The following is a 17141-nucleotide window of genomic DNA, read 5'->3' as shown; positions in this document are numbered from 1 at the left end:
GGGCCTCTGCTCAGTCCAAAGGTAGCGAACCGAAATCCCGGTTCCGGTCAAGTTCGAATGCGTCGCGGCTCGGCGGGTCACGTGGCGGCGTGGGCGAGGAACAGCTCGGCGATCCGGTCGCCATGCGTGTCCTGCAGGAAGTGCGCGGCGTCGGGCAGGAGGTCGAAGGTTGCGTGCGGGTAGCGGGCCGCCCAGGCTTGGCCGCGGTCGGTGGTGAAGACGTCGTCGGCCCCGCCCCAGATGAAGTGGATGGGTTTCTTCCAGTCCAGCAGGGTCCGGAAGTGGCGGGTCTGCGCCTCGGCCGCGCCGCCTGCGGGATTGTCGAAGGGCAGGCTGAGGGGGAAACGCCGCGGGCCCGCGTGGCCCGCGTACCCCAGGCCGGCGAACGGGGCGTCGTACGCCCGCCTCACCTCGGCGTCGGCGGCGGACAGCTCCGGCGTTTCCTGCCCCTGGACCACGGCGAAGAAGTGCGGACGCTCGATGCGCCGCGTCGCCAGCATCATGAACCAGCCGATCGACATGCGGTCGGGCACGTTCGCGCCGAAGAGGCCGTCGGGCTTCCAGCCCTCGTTCCACCGGCGCAGCGGCTGGGCGTAGTCGTACTCCGGCGTATGCAGCCAGGTGTTCATGATCACCAGCCGGGCGAAGCGCTCGGGCGTCTCGGCCGCCTGGGCCAGCCCGATGGGCCCGCCCCAGTCCTGGCAGAAGAGGGTCACGTCCTTCAGGTTCAGCTCGGCGATGAGGTGGGCCATGGCCCGGGTGTGGCGGGCGATGGAGTACCATCCGTCATCGGTGACCTTGTCCGAGCGCCCGAAACCGATGTGGTCCGGCGCGACGCACCGCCATCCGGCGGCGACCAGCCCGGCGATGATGCGCCGGTTCAGGTAGCTCCACGTGGGCATGCCGTGGAGCAACAGCGCCACCGGCCCGTCGGCGGGCCCGGCGTCCACACAGTGCATCCGCAGCCCCTCGAACGTGACGTAGCTGGGCCCCCAGGGATAGTCCGGCAGTCCAGCGAAGGCCGCGTCCGGCGACCGCGCGAACGGCACGCCGTCGTCCGTCGTCCCGCGTTCCACGCCGTCGTCCTCAGCCGGGCCAGTAGATGTACTCATCGTCCTTGGTCGCCTTCTGCTCGAGCGTCTTGTCGATCACCACGGGCATCTGCCCGGCGGCCGGATAGAGCGCGCCGCGGGCGCCGCGACGGTGCTCGGCGATCGCCGCCTTCAACTCCGCGACCTTGGCCGGATTCGTCGCGGCCAGGTTCCGCTGCTCGGTGGGATCGACGGTGAGGTGGAACAGCCAGTCCTTCTTCGGGTCCTGCGAGGTCTGCAGCTTCCAGCCGTCCTTCAGCACCGCCTGGTAGTGCCCGTCCTGCCAGAAGATCGCTTGGTGCGGCGGGCTCGCCGGCCGCGGCCCGCCGGTGACGTAGGGCAAGAGGTTCGCGCCGTCGATCGGCCGGTCGGCTGGCGGCGCAGCGCCCGCGGCGGCGGCCACGGTGGGCAGGAGGTCCAGGTGGCTCACCGGATCCGGCAACCGCGTGCCCGGCGCGATCTTTCCGGGCCAGGACACGAAGTAGGGCACCCGGATGCCACCCTCGAAGAAGGTCAGCTTCCAGCCCCGGTAGGGCTTGTTGACCTCCGGGAGACCGATGTAGCCGGCGCCGCCGTTGTCGGAGGTGAAGATCACCACGGTGTTCTCGGCGAGGCCCTGGTCGCGCAGCTCCTGCATCACGCGTCCGACGCTCCGATCAAGCGCCCGCACCATGGCCGCGTAGACGCGCAGGCGGTGGTCCTTGATCTGGGGCAGGGCGTCGTAGTCGGCCTTCGAGGCCTGCAGCGGGCTGTGGACGCCCCAGTGCGCCAGGTAGAGGAAGAAGGGCCGGTTGCGGTTCGCCCGGATCACCTTCACCGCTTCGTCGGTGTAGTAGTCGGTGAGATAGCCGCGCGGCGCGAACAGGGGCCCGCCGTTGAACTGGGCCGCGTGCGTCATCCGCGCCCAGAGGAATCGGTCGATCGGGTCGAACGGCTGCTTGGCGTTCACCACCTGCGGATCGTCCGGCGGTAGGTACATGCCGCTCGCCATCAACAGGCTCTCATCGAAGCCCTGGGCGTTCGCGCCGAATTCCTTGCCTTCGCCCAGGTGCCACTTGCCGATGTGGACCGTGTGGTAGCCGCGCGTCTTCAGCACCTCGGCGACGGTCACCTCGGAGCCGGGGAGCCCCTGCCGGTCCTGCGGCGGAAGCGCCTTTTCGGCTTCCGCGTCGTGGATCAGCCGGTGCGGGCGCGTGCCGTCGTTGTAGAACAGGGTCATCATGCGCTGCATGCCGGGCGGCGTCGGCGTGAACTCGAACCCGTGCCGCGTGGGGTATCGCCCGGTCATCAGCATCGCCCGCGACGGCGCGCAGGCCGCCGTTCCGGAATAGGCCCACGGCATGACCGCGCCGCTCGCCGCCAGGGCGTCGATGTTGGGGGTGGGCACGCGGCCCTGCGCCACACCCCCTCCGTAGGTCGAGATGTCGTTGATGCCCAGGTCGTCGGCCAGGATGAACACGATGTTGGGCGGCCGGTCGCCGGCCGCGGGCTGAGGCGGCCCCTGCCGCCACGCAACCTCGATGTTCGGCCCCGGGATCTCCTTTCCGCGGTTGCCCACCACGAACAGGATGATCTCGCGGAAGTTCGCGGCCGCGACCACGCCCAGCGCGCCGATGACGGCCAGCACCGCCGCCGCGACGACCAGGGGCTTGCGCAGGCTCATCGGGCGAACGCCTCGGACAGGCGATTGCGCTCGGGACGTATCAGCAGCGCATAGTCCACGGGGTGCTCCACCCGCGGCCGCTGGCGCAGGATTTCGCCCGCCGCCTCCGACACGATGTGCCATCGCGCCTGGGCGTACTTGCGCTCGTCGCCGATGATGGTGTCCTCGACGTCGAAGACCGCCACCGGCGTGGCGTCGATCCCGGCCGCGACGTCGGGAGCTTTCGGATCCGACACCACCTGCACCAGCAGGAGCGGTGCAGAGCCCACCTCGGCCGGCGCGGGCGGCGCATCGTCCGGGAGGAAGGTGGCCAGCACGATCGTGAACTCCATGCCCGCCCGCTTGTGGATCACGCGAGCCTGGAACTCGGGCAGCAGCTGCATGTCGAGCTGGGAGACGCGGCTCGGGTACTTTGCGATCGCCACCCGGTCCCAGCGGCCGCCGTCACCGACCAGCTGATGCACCACGGGCGCCAGCAGCACGCCCGCGGCGCCCACGGCCGCCAGCTCGGCCTCCGGACGATAGAGATCGTCGGCCTCCTGGCCGGTGATGGTGGTCGCGCGGCCGTCCGCGTACTGCGCGACGGGCCGATAGCGCATCAGATTGAGCGCCCACATCGGCCGCGTGTCGTCGGTGCGATCCCGCCAGCCGCTGATGTAGCCGACGTTCGGCGTGCCGTACCCGTTCATGCGCGAAGCCCCCTATGGCGGACCGGATGACCCGGCCTCTTTCCGGCACTATGCGCCAGTTCCGCCATAACGTGAACCGGGGTTCTGCTTCCTGATAGAGAAGGCCTTACGAAGGGCGGCCCGCGCACTCGAACGACAGGCGCCGGATCAGCCCGGCCGCGCCTCGCGGAACGTCACCAGGCGCCCGGCGGCCTCGTCCCATAGCGCGAGCCTCAGCGCCGGCAGGAGGTCTCGGCCCCGGAGCCGGCGCGCGCCGGCCAGCGCGGCGTGCGAGTCGAGGGCCTCCGGCAGGCGGTAGAAGGGTATGCGGCTGGATGCGTGATGCACGTGATGAGCGCCGATGTTCGCCGTCAGCCAGCGAAGCGGCTGCGGAAGCACAAGGTGCGAGCTTCCCTCGATCGCCGCGGCGGCCGGCTCCCACGTGTCATGGCGCTTCCAGCGAACGCCCTCGAACTGATGCTGCACATAGAAGAGCGCCACGCCGATGGCGGCGGCGAACGCGACCACGGGAAGATGCGCGAGCAGCATCGCCTCCAGGCCCACGACGGGGATGAGCGCCGCGGCCAGCAGGAGGAGGCCCAGGTTGTTGCCCAGCACGCTGCGCCACGCCCACCCCTCGCGCATGACCCCGATGGGCAGGCGATGCTGCAGCAGGAACATGTAGGGCGGTCCGAAGCCCAGCATCACCAGCGGATGGCGATAGAGCCGGTAGCCCAGACGCCTGATCGGTCCCAGCGCGCGATACTCGCCGACGGTGAGCGTCTCGATCGCCCCGAGGCCGCGCCGGTCGAGGTCGGCCGACGTGGCGTGGTGGATCGCGTGGGTCCGCCGCCAGTAGTCGTAGGGCGTCATCGTGAGCACGCCGATCAGGCGGCCGATCCAGGCGTTGGCGCGTGAGCCGGGCAGGAAGGCCTGGTGGCCGCAGTCATGCTGGATCATGAAGAGGCGGACCAGGAAGATGGCTGCCAGTGGAGTCAGCGCCAGACCCAGCCACCAGCCCCGCGCGACGCAGAGATAGATTGCGCCCCACAACGCCAGCAGGGGGACAAGCGTATAGGCGAGCTCCGCGAGCGCGCGGGCCGTGTCTGGCCGCTGGAACGGCGCGAGGGCCGTTCGCAGGGACGGGGGATCGGGGTCGGTCACGGGGCCTCGGGCTGGAGCGTGCGGCCCTAAACGCCTCGCCCGGGCCGCGGTTCTAGTGGAGCTGGAGGGGCTTGGGCGGTGCGGCGTCGTGTCTCGCCCCGCGGCCATGCGGCCCGTTAACGTCCTTCGTCCACCATGGCGGCCCGACGTTGGGCGCCGAGGCGAGTGATGCGTGCGAGGATGAGCAGCCAGAGCGGACCTGCGCGGGCCGGATTCGGCCTGGAAGGAGGCCGGCGATGCCGCAGATGAACCCCGCGCGACGGGTGCTCGTGGTCGAAGACGACGCCGACGCTCGCGAGTTGGTCGTCGGCCATCTGAAGCTCGTCGGTTGCGACGTCCGCGCCTGCGTGGACGGGGTCGCCACCCTGCAGGCGATCGACACGTTCCAGCCCAACGCCATGGTGCTCGACCTTGGGCTGCCCGGGCTCGATGGCTTTCGCGTGCTGCAGGAGATGCGCGACCGGGGCGGGAAGCACGTTCCCACCCTGGTGCTCACCGGACGCTCCCAAACCGACGACTTCTCCCGCGCGACCGCGCTGGGCGCGAACGACTACCTGCTGAAGCCGTACACGCCCCAACAGCTTCTCGTGAGGGTCGCACGCCTTCTGGTCTGGTCCCGACGCATCGAGGCGGCGCAGGCCGCGCCAGGCGGGGACTGAGATGCGCCGACGGCCCGGCCACTCGCCTTTTGCTTGAAGTCTTCGCCTGTTGGGAGAAGGCTGCGGGAGCCTCATCGGTAGCCGATAGGACTCACTCATGACGACTCCGGTTCGGCGTCGTCGGGGCGCCGACCGTCACGACCCGCCCGGCGTCGCCCCTCGTTCCATGGCGGCCAGAGGCTGAGCGTGCCCGGCTACGAATTGGAATACTTCTGGTCGCCGGGGGGCGGGGCGCCTCGCGAGGCCATCGAGGCGGCGGACGACGACGCCGCCAAGCTCAAGGCGGCGTTCAGGTTCGCGGCGCTCGACCCTGGCGCGCGCGTGGTGGGCTACCTCCTCCGGAACGCGGAAGGGCGCGTCGTCTTCACCTACCCGCAGCGCGGGGCCTGACCGGCTCCACGCGGATGCGGCCGGCGCCGCATGGCGCCGCCTTCGTCACCCCAGCCTGACTCCCATAGCCTGGGCGGCCTTGCCCACGAACTTCATCACCTGGGCGCCGCCGGCGGCGTAGAGGTGCTGGCCCCGTACGTCTGAGATTTCGTCGAACAACTCCGCGATCCGCTCGGGCGTGTTGTCTTCGGGCGGCAGGTAGACCCCCTCGGTCTCGTGGATGTACGTGCGTGAAACGCCGCCCGCCGTCGCATTGAGGATGGTCCGCCGTGGAGCGTCCTCGCTGACGAGGAACAGGGCCGTCGGGGTCACCGACTGCGGCGTCATCAGCTTCAGGATGTCGGGCGCGATCAGGCTTTCGGTCATCCGGGTCGCGGCGCCGGGGCCCAGCGTGTTCACGCGGATGTCGTTCTTCTCGCCCTCGATCTGCAGGACGTTCATCAGTCCGATGAGAGCCGTCTTGGCCGCCCCGTAGTTGGACTGGCCGAAGTTGCCGTAGAGGCCTGACGACGAGGTGGTCATGAGGATGCGGCCATAGCCTGCGGCCCGCATGTGCGGCCACACGGCGTGACTGCAGACCACCGACCCCATCAGGTGCACTTCGACCACCTTGCGGAAGTCGGCGATCGACATCTTGGCGAAGCTGGCGTCGCGCAGGATGCCGGCGTTGTTGATCAGGATGTCGACCGTCCCCCACGTCTTCAGCGCCTGGCCGACCATGTCGGCGACCTGTTCCGCGTTGGTGACGTCCGCGCCGTGGGAGATGGCTTCGCCGCCCGCGGCCCGGATCTCCGCGGCGACGGCGTCCGCGGGCGCCGACGAGGCGCCGGAACCGTCGATCCCGCCACCGAAGTCGTTCACCACCACCCGCGCGCCCCGCGCCGCGAGACCCAGGGCATGGGCGCGGCCGAGGCCGGCGCCCGCTCCCGTGACGATGGCGACGCGGCCGTCGAAGCGAATGCTCATCCTGGATGTCCCTGTTCTCGATTGGGCGTCGGAGCGCGGTCGCCCCAAGACGGTGCGCGCAGCCGGGCCGGCGGTGGAAGCAGATCGCCCCGGTCGCGGGGCGGTTGAGACTGAACAATAGTTCAGTGCAGCGTCGCTTTTCAAGGCAGCCGGACCTTGGCGGTCACTTTTTCTGCTCTGTGGCTGAACACGCCGGCGCTCACTGCGGGAAAAATCTGGCGTCGGGCTGAACGAGGCGCGAGAAGGGGCGAATGGAGAGCCGCAATTGACCCAAGCCACACCCCGGGAGGCGCCTGTCGGCCGAGACAGGCTGGTCCGCGAGGCTTTCGTTCTGTTCGCCGAGAAGGGGTTCGACAGCGTCACGGTGCGCGATATCGCGGCCGCGTCCGGCGTCAGCGTCGGGCTGATCAATCACCACTTCGGGTCGAAGGACGGCCTGCGGGAGGCGGTGGACGAGTTCTTCATCGCCCAGTTCGAAGACGCCATCACGGGGGCGGCGGCGCATCCCGAAGCCACGACGCCCGAGGATCACGCCAAGATCATCGACGGCTGGATCGCCCGGCATGAGAAGGACTGGCCGACCATCGTCGCCTACTTCCGCCGGGCGTTGCTGGAAGAGAGCGACTGGGGCTTCTCGGTCTTCCAGCGCTTTTACGGCTTCGTCCAGAGTTCGGTGATGCGCATGGACGCGGCCGGACAACTCGCGCCGGACGTGGATCGTCTGTGGCTGCCGTTCCTGATGATGTACCTCGAGCTGGGGACGATGGTGTTCGACCCCTATGTGAAGCGGGTCCTCGGGCGCTCGGGCTACGAGCGCGACCTCTGGCAGCGCCGCCACCGGGCCTACATGACGCTCATCCGCCGCGGCTCCTCGCCCAAGCGCGCGGGCCTCTAGCCTAACCCGCAGCCGCCTGCTTCAGCGCCAGCTTGTCGAGCTTGCCGTTCGGCAGCTTCGGCAGCTCGGCGGCGATCGTGAAGCCCTTGGGGATCTTGTAGTTGGCGATCCGGTCGCGCAGGAACGCTCGCAGCGTCTCGGCGTCGACGTCCTGGCCGGGCGCCGTCTCGACGAAGGCGTGGCCCACCTCCTGGAACGTCGGATGGGAGACCGACACGACGGCGGCCAGCTGCGCGGCCGGGTGCTCGCAGATCGCCTGCTCCACCTCGACCGGATAGACGTTGTAGCCGCCGGACTTGAACATCTCCTTCAGCCTCCCGGCGAAGACCACGTTCCCGTCGGCGCGCCGGACGCCCAGGTCGCCGGTCCGCAGGAAGCCGTCTTCGGTGAAGGCGTCGCGCGTGGCCTCAGGGTTGCGGAAATAGCCGCTCATCACATACGGGCCGCGGACCTGGATCTCGCCTGCGACGCCGTCGGGCGCAGGACCGGACCCGTCCGGCTGCCCGATCCGCATCTCGGCGCCCGGAAGCACCTGGCCGATCGTCTGGGACATCACCTCCAGCGAGGCGCCGGGGAGCGTGCGGGTGATGATGCCGCAGGTCTCGGTCTGGCCGTACACGTTGGCGAGCTCGAGGCCCGGCCGGGCGATCTGCTCCAGGATCGGCTTCGGGGTGACAGCGCCGCCGAACACGATGAGCCGCGTGTAGGCCAGTCGGTCGGCCGCGCCCTGCGGCTGCTGCAGCATCATCGCGAAGCCGGTCGGCGACGAGACCAGGTAGCTGGGCCGTTCCCGCCGACTGATCTCGGCCAGCACGGGAAGGTCGACCCGCGGATGGAAGATGAGGCGTCCGCAGGCGGCCAGGACCGGCATGCAGAGGTTGTTGATGGCGCCGACGTGGTTGACCGGAGCCGCGCAGACCGAGCTCTCGAGGTTCGCCGCGCCCATCCACTCCCGGTTCGCCAGGGCCGAGGCCACGATGGCTCTGTGCGAGAGCATGGCGCCCTTGGGCCGGCCGGTCGTGCCCGACGTGTAGACGATCAGCGCGGGGTCTTCGGGATCGACCGCGTCGCGTGCGGCCGCCAGCTCGGCCCGGCTCACGGAGGCGCCGCGGGCAAGGAAGGTCTCCAGCGACGCTGCGCCGGCGCTGGGCTCGCCATGGCAAACCATCGGGGCGGCCGGCGCGAGCGCCGCGAGCTCGGCGCAGTAGTCTCGGCCTTCGAACGGCGACATGGCCACCACCAGCGCCGGGTCGGAATCGGCGAGGACGTGCTCGAACTCGCGCCGCTGGTAGCGCGGGTTGATCCCGAGCCAGATCGCCCCGATGCCCGCGGCGGCGTGGAAGGCGATCCAGAAGTCCACGGAAGGCGCGGCGAGCATGGCGACCCGGTCTCCGCGCTTCACGCCGGCCGCCAGCAGCGCGCAGGCGTAGGCGTCCACCGCGCTGCGCAGACCCGCATAGGTGAGGCTTCGGCCCTCCTCCATGGCGGCGACACGGTCGTGGGCCAACTCGCATGCATGGTCGAGCAGGTCGTCCAGGCGACGTAGGCCGGCCATCGGCTGGGCCGCACGCTTGTTCATTCAGGTCCTCAGTTGACGCGTCTGCGGCTCCACCGCCGCCGTCCTGACAATGACGCTTGCGGAACGGCTGTACAAGTGTTTAGTCTCTTCTCCACCAGTGAGCCTGGACGATGTGAGTCTCGTGCCGCTGTAACGAAATGCAAAACGGTCCAGTCGGGCCACGAGGGGGAGATTCACGCGACATGAACACCCGTACAATTCTGCTCGCGACCGTCTGCGCCGCCATCGGCGTTCCGGCCTTCGCCGCAGACGACGACGCCACGGTCTCCGAACTGGTGGTGACCGCCCAGAAGCGTGAGGAGCGCCTCGTGGACGTCCCCCTCGCCGTTCAGGCGCTGAGCGGCGAGGACGTCGCGCGCAGCGGCGCGGTCAAGGTGTCGGACCTCACCAAGCTGATCCCCGGGGCCAGCGTGGTCTCCAGCACGACGCCCGGCTTCGAGACGGTGCAGATCCGCGGCGTGTCCAGCGGCACGACCGGCGACGGGCTCGTCGGCTACTACATCGACGACACGCCCTTCGGCGTTCCGAACCTGCAGCTCACGCCGCCGGCGCGGCTCCTGGATCTGGAGCGCGTCGAGGTCATCCGCGGCCCCTCGGGCACGCTCTACGGCCAGGGCTCGATGGGCGGCACCATCAAGCTGATCACCGCCAAGCCCGACTCCAGCGCCTTCTCCGGCAAGGCCCAGAGCGAGCTCTCCACGACCGAGGGCGGCGGGACCAACTACAACGTCGACGCGGTGGTCAACCTGCCGCTGGTGGCCGGCAAGCTCGCGGCCCGCATTTCGGCCGGCTACGAGAAGCTCAGCGGCTTCGCCGAGGCGCCCGAGCTGCGCGAGCGCAACGTGAACGGCTTCAAGGGCACGAACGCGCGCCTGACGCTGGGCTGGACGCCCTCGGACGACGTGACGGTCACCGGCTTCGTCTGGACGATCCGCAACAAGCAGGACTTCTCGAACAGCCTGACGCCGAACAACGCGACCACGCGGCTCCTGGCGCCGACGCCGTTCAACCTCCCGGGCATCGTGGGGACCGGCGGCCGGCGCGGCTACACCGACGTCGACGCCGACATCTACTCGGCGACGGTGAACTGGGACGTCGGGTTCGCGGACCTCGTGGCCAACACCTCGTACGTCGACCACGAACTCGACTTCCTGGCGCCGCTCCTGACGATCCTCGTCAACGACTCCACGTTCCACACCAAGTCGTACACCAACGAAGTGCGGCTCTCGTCCAAGGCGGACAGCCCCGTCACCTGGATCGTCGGCGGCTACACCCGCAACGCCAAGATCCGCTCCGACATCTTCTACTATTCGCAGCTCACGCCCACCGCCGCGCGGACCGGGATCATCAACACCCTCGGCACGATCGACACCGACAGCTACTCGGTGTTCGGCGAGGTGTCGGCCCCGCTGCTCGACGGTCGCCTCACGCCCCTCTTCGGCCTGTCCTACTTCAAGGACGACCGCAGCACGAACGGCATCGATCGGGCCACGGGCGCGCCGCGCGTCGGGCAGCTCAAGTTCGACAGCTGGAACCCGCGCTTCAACCTCAAGTACAAGCCCGCGGACAACGGCACGATCTACTTCAACGCGGCCAAGGGCTTCCGTTCGGGCGCGTTGCAGACGCCGGCGCAGGCGGCCGCGGCCAACGTGACGCTCGGGCTCCCGGCGGGGACGATCCAGACCAGCGTTCAGCCCGACAAGCTCTGGACCTACGAACTCGGCACGCGCTGGGAACTGGCCAGCGGCCAACTGCTGGTCGAAGGCTCTGTCTATCGCACCGACTGGGACAACGTCCTCGTCCAGTTCGCGACCGCCGCGGTGATCTCGCTGGCCAACGGCGGCGATGCAAAGATCGAGGGCGCCGACTTCGGTCTGAACTACCGTCCCGACTGGGCGCAGGGCCTGACGCTGGCCGCCACCGGCAACATCCAGGACGCCCGGTTCAAGCGGGTGACGGGCGCGCTGTCGGTGGGCACGGCGATCGTGAAGGGCGGCAAGGTGCCGAACGTGCCCGACATGAGCCTGACGCTGTCGGCCGACTATCGCCGCGAGCTGGCGGCCCTGGGCGGGGTCACGGGCACGTTCTACCTGGGCTACGCCTTCCGCGACAACGTGATCGACGCCACCACCAAGAACCTCCGGGCCGGCGAGCTCAACGACCTCACGGTCCGGCTCGGCGTCGAGAAGGACAACTGGCGGCTCGAGGGCTTCATGCTCAACGGCCTCGACGACAAGGACCCGGTGGCGATCGGCTCGACGGCCGTGCAGATCCTCTATCCGCGGCGTTACGGCGTGCAGCTCGGGATCAGTTTCTAGGGCGTCCTCCGGCCCTGACTGGCGGTTGCGGTCCTGCGGGGGCCGTGACCGCCCCATGTCCCAGTCCTCCCGTGCGTAAGGCGGAAGCGAACGTGTCCCAGTCGCGTCTGATGACCATCGCCGAGCAGTCGGCTCACTTCCTGAACCGGCCGCAGGGCGGTCCGCCGCCGGGTCCCGTCACAGGCGCCGCGGCCTGGTGCGCGCCCGACCTCGGCGGCGCCGAAGACTGGAGCGAACGGCTCAGTCCCGAACTTGTCGCCGCCGTGGATGCGGCGATGGCCCGGGTGAGGGGGCGAGACCTCGATGCCCTGGGACCGGCCGACGTGGGGCTGGAAGGCCAGGCCGCGACGGTGGCGCGCTGGCGCGAGACGCTTGCGAGCGGGCGCGGCTTCCTCGTCCTGCGCGGCGCGCCTGTGGAGCGCTGGGACCTCGCCGAGCAGAAGCTCTTCATGCGCGTCCTGGGTCTGCAGTTCGGGCGGCTGGGGTTCAACAATCCGCAGGGCGACGTGATCGGGGAGGTGCGCGACACCGGCGCCGCCAGCCGCGATCCGCACGCGCGCCTGTACGCCACATCGGGCGAGTTCAGGTTCCACTGCGACGCCGCTGATCTCGTAGGCCTGTTGTGCGTGCGCCCGGCCATGACCGGCGGCGACAGCCGCATCGCAAGCTCGTCCACGGTCTACAACGAGCTGCGCCGTCGCCGCCCGGATCTGGCGGCGAAGCTGTTCCGGCCGATGCCGTTCGACCTGCGCAACGAACAGGCCGCCGACGCTGCGCCCTTCGCCGAGATGACTCCCTGCACCTTCGACGGCGACCGGCTCTACACGTTCTACATCTCGGACTACTTCCGCAGCGTGGAGCGGCACGGCGTGGCCGTGGATCGCGACCTGCTGGACACGTACGATGCCCTCGCCGAGGAGCCCGGTGTCGGGCTGAAGTTCAGGCTGGAGGCGGGGGACATCCAGATCCTCAACAACCACGCGCTGCTGCACGCCCGCACCGCCTTCGAGGATGCGCCGGGCCATGAACGGCTGCTGCTGCGCTTCCTGGTCTCGGTCGGGGCCTGACGGATGGACCGGCTTCCACTTGCGGGGGTCCGGGTCCTGGAGCTCGGCGGCGGCCTGTCCGCAGCCTTCTGCGGCCGGCAGCTCGCGCTCTGGGGCGCCGAGGTGGCCGTATCGGCCGAGCAGGCCGCGGTCGTGGCGGCGGCGGGGCCGACGATCCGGCGCGACGGACGCGCCGCCTCGGCCGCGGAAGCCTACCTCCAGACCGGCAAGCGCCGGCTCACCGACAGCGGGCGCGGTCTCCTGGACGCCGCCGACGTCGTGATCGGCGGCTTCGAGCCGCCCGGCGCGGCCGGATGGGACGACCTCGCCGCGCGGCGGCCTGGCGTGGTCTTCGTGTCCATCTCGCCCTTCGGCCTCTCGGGGCCGCGAGCGGGGCAGGACGCGTGCATCGCCGAGCTGGAGGCGCTGAGCGGCTACCTCAGCCTCAACGGTCCGGCGGACGGACCCCCGCTTCCCGCGCCGGCGCGGCTGCTCGACTACGCGATCGGCGCCAACGCCTTCGTGGGCGCGATGGGCGGCCTCATCCGCCAGAGGCGTTGGGGGTGCGGGGAGCTCGTGGAGGTCTCGGGACTGGAGACGATCGCCGGCCTCGTCCCCTTCGTGCGCGAGCAGCAGCAGGGCCACGCCACGGTCCGCAACGGCGGCACGCCCGAGGGCGCGCGGCTGCTTCCGTGCCGGGACGGCCATGTCGCCGTCGCCCCGGCGATCGGCGTCCACCTCGAGGCCTACCGCGAGGTTCTGTGTGTGCCCGACGACGTTGTGATCGAGATTCCGGAGGCGCGGGTGCTCGGTGCGGGGGTCGACCGGGTGGCCGCGGCCCTGGCGCCCTACGCCTCGCGGCTTTCCATGGAGGAGGTGTTCCTGGGGCTTCAGGTTCGCGGCGTGGTCTGCGGCAAGGTCCAGTCCCTCGACGACGTCCTCGCCGACCGCCAGCTGGAGGACCTGCGCGCCTTCTCGCCCCAGGCGACGGCGCTGGGAGAGGGGCGGATCCCGCTGTCGCCGGCGCGCCTCGACGGCGCGGCGCCGCCGGCCCCGGCGGCCCGCGAGGCCCCGCCCGCGTGGGCGCCGCGCAGCGACCGGGCGGGCGATGCGGGCGGGCCGGCGCCGCTCGAAGGCCTGCGGGTGCTGGACCTGACCCAGGCCTGGATCGGGCCGATCTGCGGGATCATGCTGGCCGACCTGGGCGCCGAGGTGATCAAGGTGGAGGGGCCCGCGCGCCCGGACATCTGGCGGCATCTGGGACAGGCCGAACCCGCCGGACCGCGTCCGCTGGACACCAGCTGCTACTTCAACGCCGCCAACCGCAACAAGCTCGGCCTGACCCTCGACCTGGGATCGCCCGAGGGCGCCCGCGATCTGCTCCGCCTCGCGCGCGGCTCGGATGTCGTCATCGAGAACTTCACGCCCCGGGTCCTCGCGCGCCTGGGCCTGGAGCCCGCGCGGCTGCGCACGGAGAATCCCCGGCTCGTGGTGACGTCGTTCAGCGGCTTCGGCGCCGAGGGGCCCCACGCCGATTTCAAGGCCAACGGCTCCTCGATCGAGGGCCTCGCGGGCTGGGACGCGCTCAACCTGGACCACCGCGGCCGGCCGACGCTGATGGGCGGCTACCCGGCCGATCCCATCTGCGGGCTCCAGATGGCGGGCTGCACGCTGGTGGCGCTCTACCGGAGCCTCGCGACCGACGAGGGCGGGCACGTCGAGGGCTCGATGCTGGAGGCCGCCTGCGGCTACATCGGCGACGCCCTGCTCGCCCGCAGCCTGGAGGCCCGGGGATGCGCAACAGTGGCGTGGCCCGAGCCGGCCGCCCGCATGGAGGCGGCGTCCGGCGTCGACGCCTGGCAGGTGGCCGTGGGCGAGCGCCGCACGCCTGTCCTGTCCACGCTTCAGGCCCTCGAGGAGCCGCAGCTCGAGGCGCGCGGGTGGTTCATCACGCTGGACACCGACGGCCAGGGACGGGCGAAGCATCCCGGCCGGTTCTGGCGGTTCGACCGGTCCCGGCTGCCCGAGCCGACCCCGCCGCCCCGCCTGGGGGAGCACACCGACGAGGTCCTGCGCCGCCTGGGCGGCTAGTTGCCGGTGAAGCTCGGCTTGCGCTTCTCGAAGAAGGCGCCGACCGCCTCCTTGTAGTCCTCGGTGAGGCTGGACAGCAGCCACTGGTCCGCGTCCATGTGCATCACCGCCCGGTCCAGCGCGCCCGAGAGGCTGTTGATGCTCTTCTTGATCATCTGCACCGAGTTCGGCGGCAGGGCCGCGTAGGTCTCGGCCATCTCGCGGGCGGCGGCGTCGAGGTCGGCGAGCGGCACGACCTCGTCGAGGAAGCCCCACCGTTCGAGCGTCGCGGCCTCGAACAGCTTGCCCGTCATGATCATCTGCTTGGCCCGCGCCGGCCCGATGAGGTGCAGGCAGATCGGCACGGCGTTCCACATCAGGTTGATGCCGAGCTTGACCTCGCCGTAGCCGATCCGGGCGTTGTCGGCGCCGATGCGGAAGTCGCAGGCCGAGGTGATGCAGGCCCCCGCGCCCGTGGCGATGCCCTGGACCGCGCAGATCGTCGGCTGCGGGATCTCCTGCATCGAGCGCATGAGCTGCGCGCCGAACTCGGCCCCGCGGCGGCGCATCAGGATCGAGGCCTGGGCCCGCTGGCTGGGCGGGTTGGAGAGGTCCGCGCCGACCGAGAAGTCCCGGCCCTCGGCGCGCACGATCACGACGCGGGTCGCCTCGTCGTGGAGGAACTCGCGGCTGATCCGCTCGAGATCCTGCATCATCTCCAGCGTCACGGCGTTGCGGCGCTCGGCGCGGTTGATGGTCACGGTCGCGACGTGTCCGTCGCGGGTCAGTTCAACGAGGGCCACGCGCGTCTCTCTCCCAATTTCCTGGTCCGCGAGGCTAGACGACGGACGCGGACTGAGCAAATGTTTAGTCGATAAGCGGAGGCCCAGGATGCGACGTCTCACGCCCGACGAGAAGGCGCGCTACGCCCGCGAGGGCTATCTTTGCCTGGAAGGCTGGCTGGATCCGGACTGGGTCGACCGGCTCGCGGCGGTGGCCGACGCCTTCGTCGAGCGCAGCCGGACCCTGTCGCAGAGCACGGCGGATATCCTGCTCGGGCCCGGCCATACCCCGGAGCATCCGATGCTGCGGCGGATCCCGCAGACGGTCGCCTTCCATCCGGTGTTCGAGGCGTTCGGCCTGACCGGACCTATCGTCGACCTCGCCGAGGACCTCCTGGGCCCCGACGTGCGCTTCCATCACTCGAAGCTGAACTTCAAGTCGGCCGGCGGCGGCGAGGAGATCCGCTGGCACCAGGACATCCAGTTCTGGCCGCATTCGAACTACGGGCCGCTGACCATCGGCGTCTATCTCACCGACGTCGACGACGACATGGCGCCCATGGGCGTCTTCGCCGGCAGCCACCGCGGCCCGCTCAGCCGGCTGCGGGACGACCAGGGCGCATGGACGGGCGCGCTGTCCGACGCCGAGGCCGCGCGCCTGGATGCGTCGGCGCTGCGCTGGCTGGCCGGTCCCCGCGGGACCGTGACCGTCCACAACTGCCGCGTCGTCCACGGGTCGCGGGCCAACCTGTCGCCGCGGATGCGGCCGCTGCTGCTGCACACCTACGCGCCCTGCGACGCCATCCCCCTGACGCGCATCATGGACCCGGTGAAGTTCGCCAATGTGATCGTGCGGGGCGGCCCCCCGGCCTACGCCCGCTTCGACGCGGATCCCTGTCCGATGCCGCCCGACTGGGGCGCGGGCGAGTACAGCTCGATCTTCTCGGTCCAGCAGGAGAAGCTGGGCTAGCGGTCGGGAGCCCCTCCAACCAGGATCCCGCACGTGGATCTGGGTCCCGGCATTCGCCGGGACGGTCGGAAGCTGAAATGGCGGGCCTCGGACCTAGTCCGCGTAGCCCGGCGACTCCGCGTCGAGCTTCCGCAGCAGGGCCGGCCAGGTGAAGGCGCCGGCCGAGCCGTCGAACAGCGAGCGCGACTGGTCCGTCACCTTCTCGGGCACGCCCTGGCGGGGCTGGACCAGCCGGGCGCCGGTGGACTGGGCGCGCACCTGCATGGTGCAGGCCCGCTCCAGGAAGTAGATCGCCAGCCACGCCGAGGCGCAGCTCGGCCCCACCGACAGCGTGCCGTGGTTGCGCAGGAGCATCAGGCGCCGGTCGCCCAGGTCGGCGGCCAGCCGCTCGCGCTCGTCGAGGTCGAAGGCGATGCCCTCGTAGTCATGATAGGCGACTTCGTCGCGCACCATCATGGCGTGCTGCGACAGGGGCAGGAGCCCGTCCTCCTGCGCCGCCACGGCGACCCCGTCGTCGGTGTGCAGGTGGATCACGCATTGGGCGTCCTCGCGCGCCATGTGCAGGGCCGAGTGGATCACGAAGCCGGCCGGGTTCACCAGGTGCGCCGACGGGCCCACCGGATTGCCCTCGATGTCCACCTTCACGAGGTTCGACGCCGTCACCTCATCGAAGCGCAGGCCGAAGGGGTTGATCAGGAAGTGGTGCTCGGGGCCGGGGACCCGCGCCGAGATGTGGGTGAAGATCAGGTCGTCCCAGCCTTCCAGCGCCACGAGGCGGTAGACGGCCGCGAGGTCCCGGCGGACTTCGGCTTCGGTCTGGACAGGCAGGTCGTAGGCCATGGCGATCGGCTCCGATGTCAGGGCAGGAGGTCAGGGCAGG

The 17141-nt window shown here is 70.4% G+C and carries 15 protein-coding genes; 7 read left to right on the top strand and 8 right to left on the bottom strand.

All coding sequences use genetic code 11. The features are described 5' to 3' along the window. Positions 1-77: 77 nt before the first annotated feature. The 4 genes from JNK30_RS16550 to JNK30_RS16535 form a co-directional block, all read right to left on the bottom strand. Entirely contained in the window at positions 78-1112 is a 1035-nt protein-coding gene (locus JNK30_RS16550; RefSeq protein WP_293483828.1) for an alpha/beta fold hydrolase, read from the bottom strand. Next, positions 1087-2754: a sulfatase-like hydrolase/transferase gene (locus JNK30_RS16545; RefSeq protein WP_293483826.1), complete on the bottom strand. Its 1668-nt coding sequence runs from the start codon at positions 2752-2754 to the stop codon at positions 1087-1089. The genes JNK30_RS16550 and JNK30_RS16545 overlap by 26 nt, the downstream gene beginning before the upstream one ends. Next, positions 2751-3443, bottom strand: a complete 693-nt coding sequence (locus JNK30_RS16540) for a hypothetical protein (RefSeq protein ID WP_293483824.1) — start codon at positions 3441-3443, stop codon at positions 2751-2753. Before JNK30_RS16540 ends, JNK30_RS16545 begins: the two co-directional genes overlap by 4 nt. A 147-nt stretch (positions 3444-3590) precedes the next feature. Continuing rightward, positions 3591-4586, bottom strand: a complete 996-nt coding sequence (locus JNK30_RS16535; protein WP_293483822.1) for a fatty acid desaturase — start codon at positions 4584-4586, stop codon at positions 3591-3593. 236 nt (positions 4587-4822) lie between these two features. Between JNK30_RS16535 and JNK30_RS16530 the strand changes: the two genes are divergently transcribed. Together JNK30_RS16530 and JNK30_RS16525 are read left to right on the top strand one after the other, a co-directional pair. Next, positions 4823-5245 carry a response regulator transcription factor gene (locus tag JNK30_RS16530; protein WP_293483820.1) on the top strand — a complete coding sequence of 141 codons (423 nt, stop codon included), beginning with the start codon at positions 4823-4825 and terminating at the stop codon, positions 5243-5245. A gap of 186 nt (positions 5246-5431) precedes the next feature. Next, positions 5432-5635, top strand: a complete 204-nt coding sequence (locus JNK30_RS16525; protein ID WP_293483818.1) for a hypothetical protein — start codon at positions 5432-5434, stop codon at positions 5633-5635. A gap of 45 nt (positions 5636-5680) precedes the next feature. Here JNK30_RS16525 and JNK30_RS16520 read toward each other — a convergent pair whose 3' ends face one another. After that, on the bottom strand, positions 5681-6601 hold the full coding sequence (locus tag JNK30_RS16520; RefSeq protein ID WP_293483816.1) for an SDR family NAD(P)-dependent oxidoreductase: 921 nt from the start codon (positions 6599-6601) through the stop codon (positions 5681-5683). A gap of 265 nt (positions 6602-6866) precedes the next feature. Between JNK30_RS16520 and JNK30_RS16515 the strand changes: the two genes are divergently transcribed. Further along, entirely contained in the window at positions 6867-7496 is a 630-nt protein-coding gene (locus tag JNK30_RS16515; RefSeq protein WP_293483814.1) for a TetR/AcrR family transcriptional regulator, read from the top strand. Position 7497: 1 nt separating this feature from the next. On the opposite strand, the gene JNK30_RS16510 is transcribed toward JNK30_RS16515, so the two are convergent. Next, the gene (locus JNK30_RS16510; protein ID WP_293483812.1) at positions 7498-9075 is read right to left on the bottom strand and encodes a class I adenylate-forming enzyme family protein; all 1578 of its coding nucleotides are present in this window, start codon (positions 9073-9075) and stop codon (positions 7498-7500) included. 182 nt (positions 9076-9257) lie between these two features. Here JNK30_RS16510 and JNK30_RS16505 point away from each other — a divergent pair, with 182 nt between their 5' ends. The 3 genes from JNK30_RS16505 (at position 9258) to JNK30_RS16495 (ending at position 14530) form a co-directional block, all read left to right on the top strand. Next, a complete protein-coding gene (locus JNK30_RS16505) occupies positions 9258-11393 on the top strand; it encodes a TonB-dependent receptor (protein ID WP_293483810.1) in 2136 nt (711 codons plus the stop codon). A gap of 92 nt (positions 11394-11485) precedes the next feature. Then, positions 11486-12460, top strand: a complete 975-nt coding sequence (locus JNK30_RS16500; protein ID WP_293483808.1) for a TauD/TfdA family dioxygenase — start codon at positions 11486-11488, stop codon at positions 12458-12460. A gap of 3 nt (positions 12461-12463) precedes the next feature. Further along, a complete protein-coding gene (locus JNK30_RS16495) occupies positions 12464-14530 on the top strand; it encodes a CoA transferase (protein ID WP_293483806.1) in 2067 nt (688 codons plus the stop codon). Here the strand turns inward: JNK30_RS16495 and JNK30_RS16490 are convergent. Next, positions 14527-15312, bottom strand: coding sequence for an enoyl-CoA hydratase/isomerase family protein (locus JNK30_RS16490; protein ID WP_293483804.1), 786 nt, complete (start codon positions 15310-15312; stop codon positions 14527-14529). The two genes, JNK30_RS16495 and JNK30_RS16490, sit on opposite strands and share 4 nt — an antisense overlap. Before the next feature lie 88 nt (positions 15313-15400). On the opposite strand from JNK30_RS16490, the gene JNK30_RS16485 reads away from it, so the two are divergent. Beyond that, positions 15401-16261: a phytanoyl-CoA dioxygenase family protein gene (locus JNK30_RS16485; protein WP_293483802.1), complete on the top strand. Its 861-nt coding sequence runs from the start codon at positions 15401-15403 to the stop codon at positions 16259-16261. Positions 16262-16354: 93 nt separating this feature from the next. Here JNK30_RS16485 and JNK30_RS16480 read toward each other — a convergent pair whose 3' ends face one another. Continuing rightward, positions 16355-17101: a class II aldolase/adducin family protein gene (locus JNK30_RS16480; RefSeq protein ID WP_293483800.1), complete on the bottom strand. Its 747-nt coding sequence runs from the start codon at positions 17099-17101 to the stop codon at positions 16355-16357. Positions 17102-17141: the final 40 nt, after the last annotated feature.

It is taken from the genome of Phenylobacterium sp. (assembly GCF_016793225.1).
In the GTDB taxonomy this organism is placed as follows: Bacteria; Pseudomonadota; Alphaproteobacteria; order Caulobacterales; family Caulobacteraceae; genus Phenylobacterium.
The sequence above is the reverse complement of the archived record's forward strand: the minus strand, read 5'-3'. Positions and strand labels throughout refer to the sequence as shown.

Coding starts and splice junctions, on each gene's coding strand:
- JNK30_RS16480 (WP_293483800.1), bottom strand. CDS start 17,101: ATGGCCTACGACCTGCCTGTCCAGACCGAAGCCGAAGTCCGCCGGGAC.
- JNK30_RS16510 (WP_293483812.1), bottom strand. CDS start 9,075: ATGAACAAGCGTGCGGCCCAGCCGATGGCCGGCCTACGTCGCCTGGAC.
- JNK30_RS16495 (WP_293483806.1), top strand. CDS start 12,464: ATGGACCGGCTTCCACTTGCGGGGGTCCGGGTCCTGGAGCTCGGCGGC.
- JNK30_RS16545 (WP_293483826.1), bottom strand. CDS start 2,754: ATGAGCCTGCGCAAGCCCCTGGTCGTCGCGGCGGCGGTGCTGGCCGTC.
- JNK30_RS16520 (WP_293483816.1), bottom strand. CDS start 6,601: ATGAGCATTCGCTTCGACGGCCGCGTCGCCATCGTCACGGGAGCGGGC.
- JNK30_RS16505 (WP_293483810.1), top strand. CDS start 9,258: ATGAACACCCGTACAATTCTGCTCGCGACCGTCTGCGCCGCCATCGGC.
- JNK30_RS16530 (WP_293483820.1), top strand. CDS start 4,823: ATGCCGCAGATGAACCCCGCGCGACGGGTGCTCGTGGTCGAAGACGAC.
- JNK30_RS16485 (WP_293483802.1), top strand. CDS start 15,401: ATGCGACGTCTCACGCCCGACGAGAAGGCGCGCTACGCCCGCGAGGGC.
- JNK30_RS16540 (WP_293483824.1), bottom strand. CDS start 3,443: ATGAACGGGTACGGCACGCCGAACGTCGGCTACATCAGCGGCTGGCGG.
- JNK30_RS16550 (WP_293483828.1), bottom strand. CDS start 1,112: ATGAGTACATCTACTGGCCCGGCTGAGGACGACGGCGTGGAACGCGGG.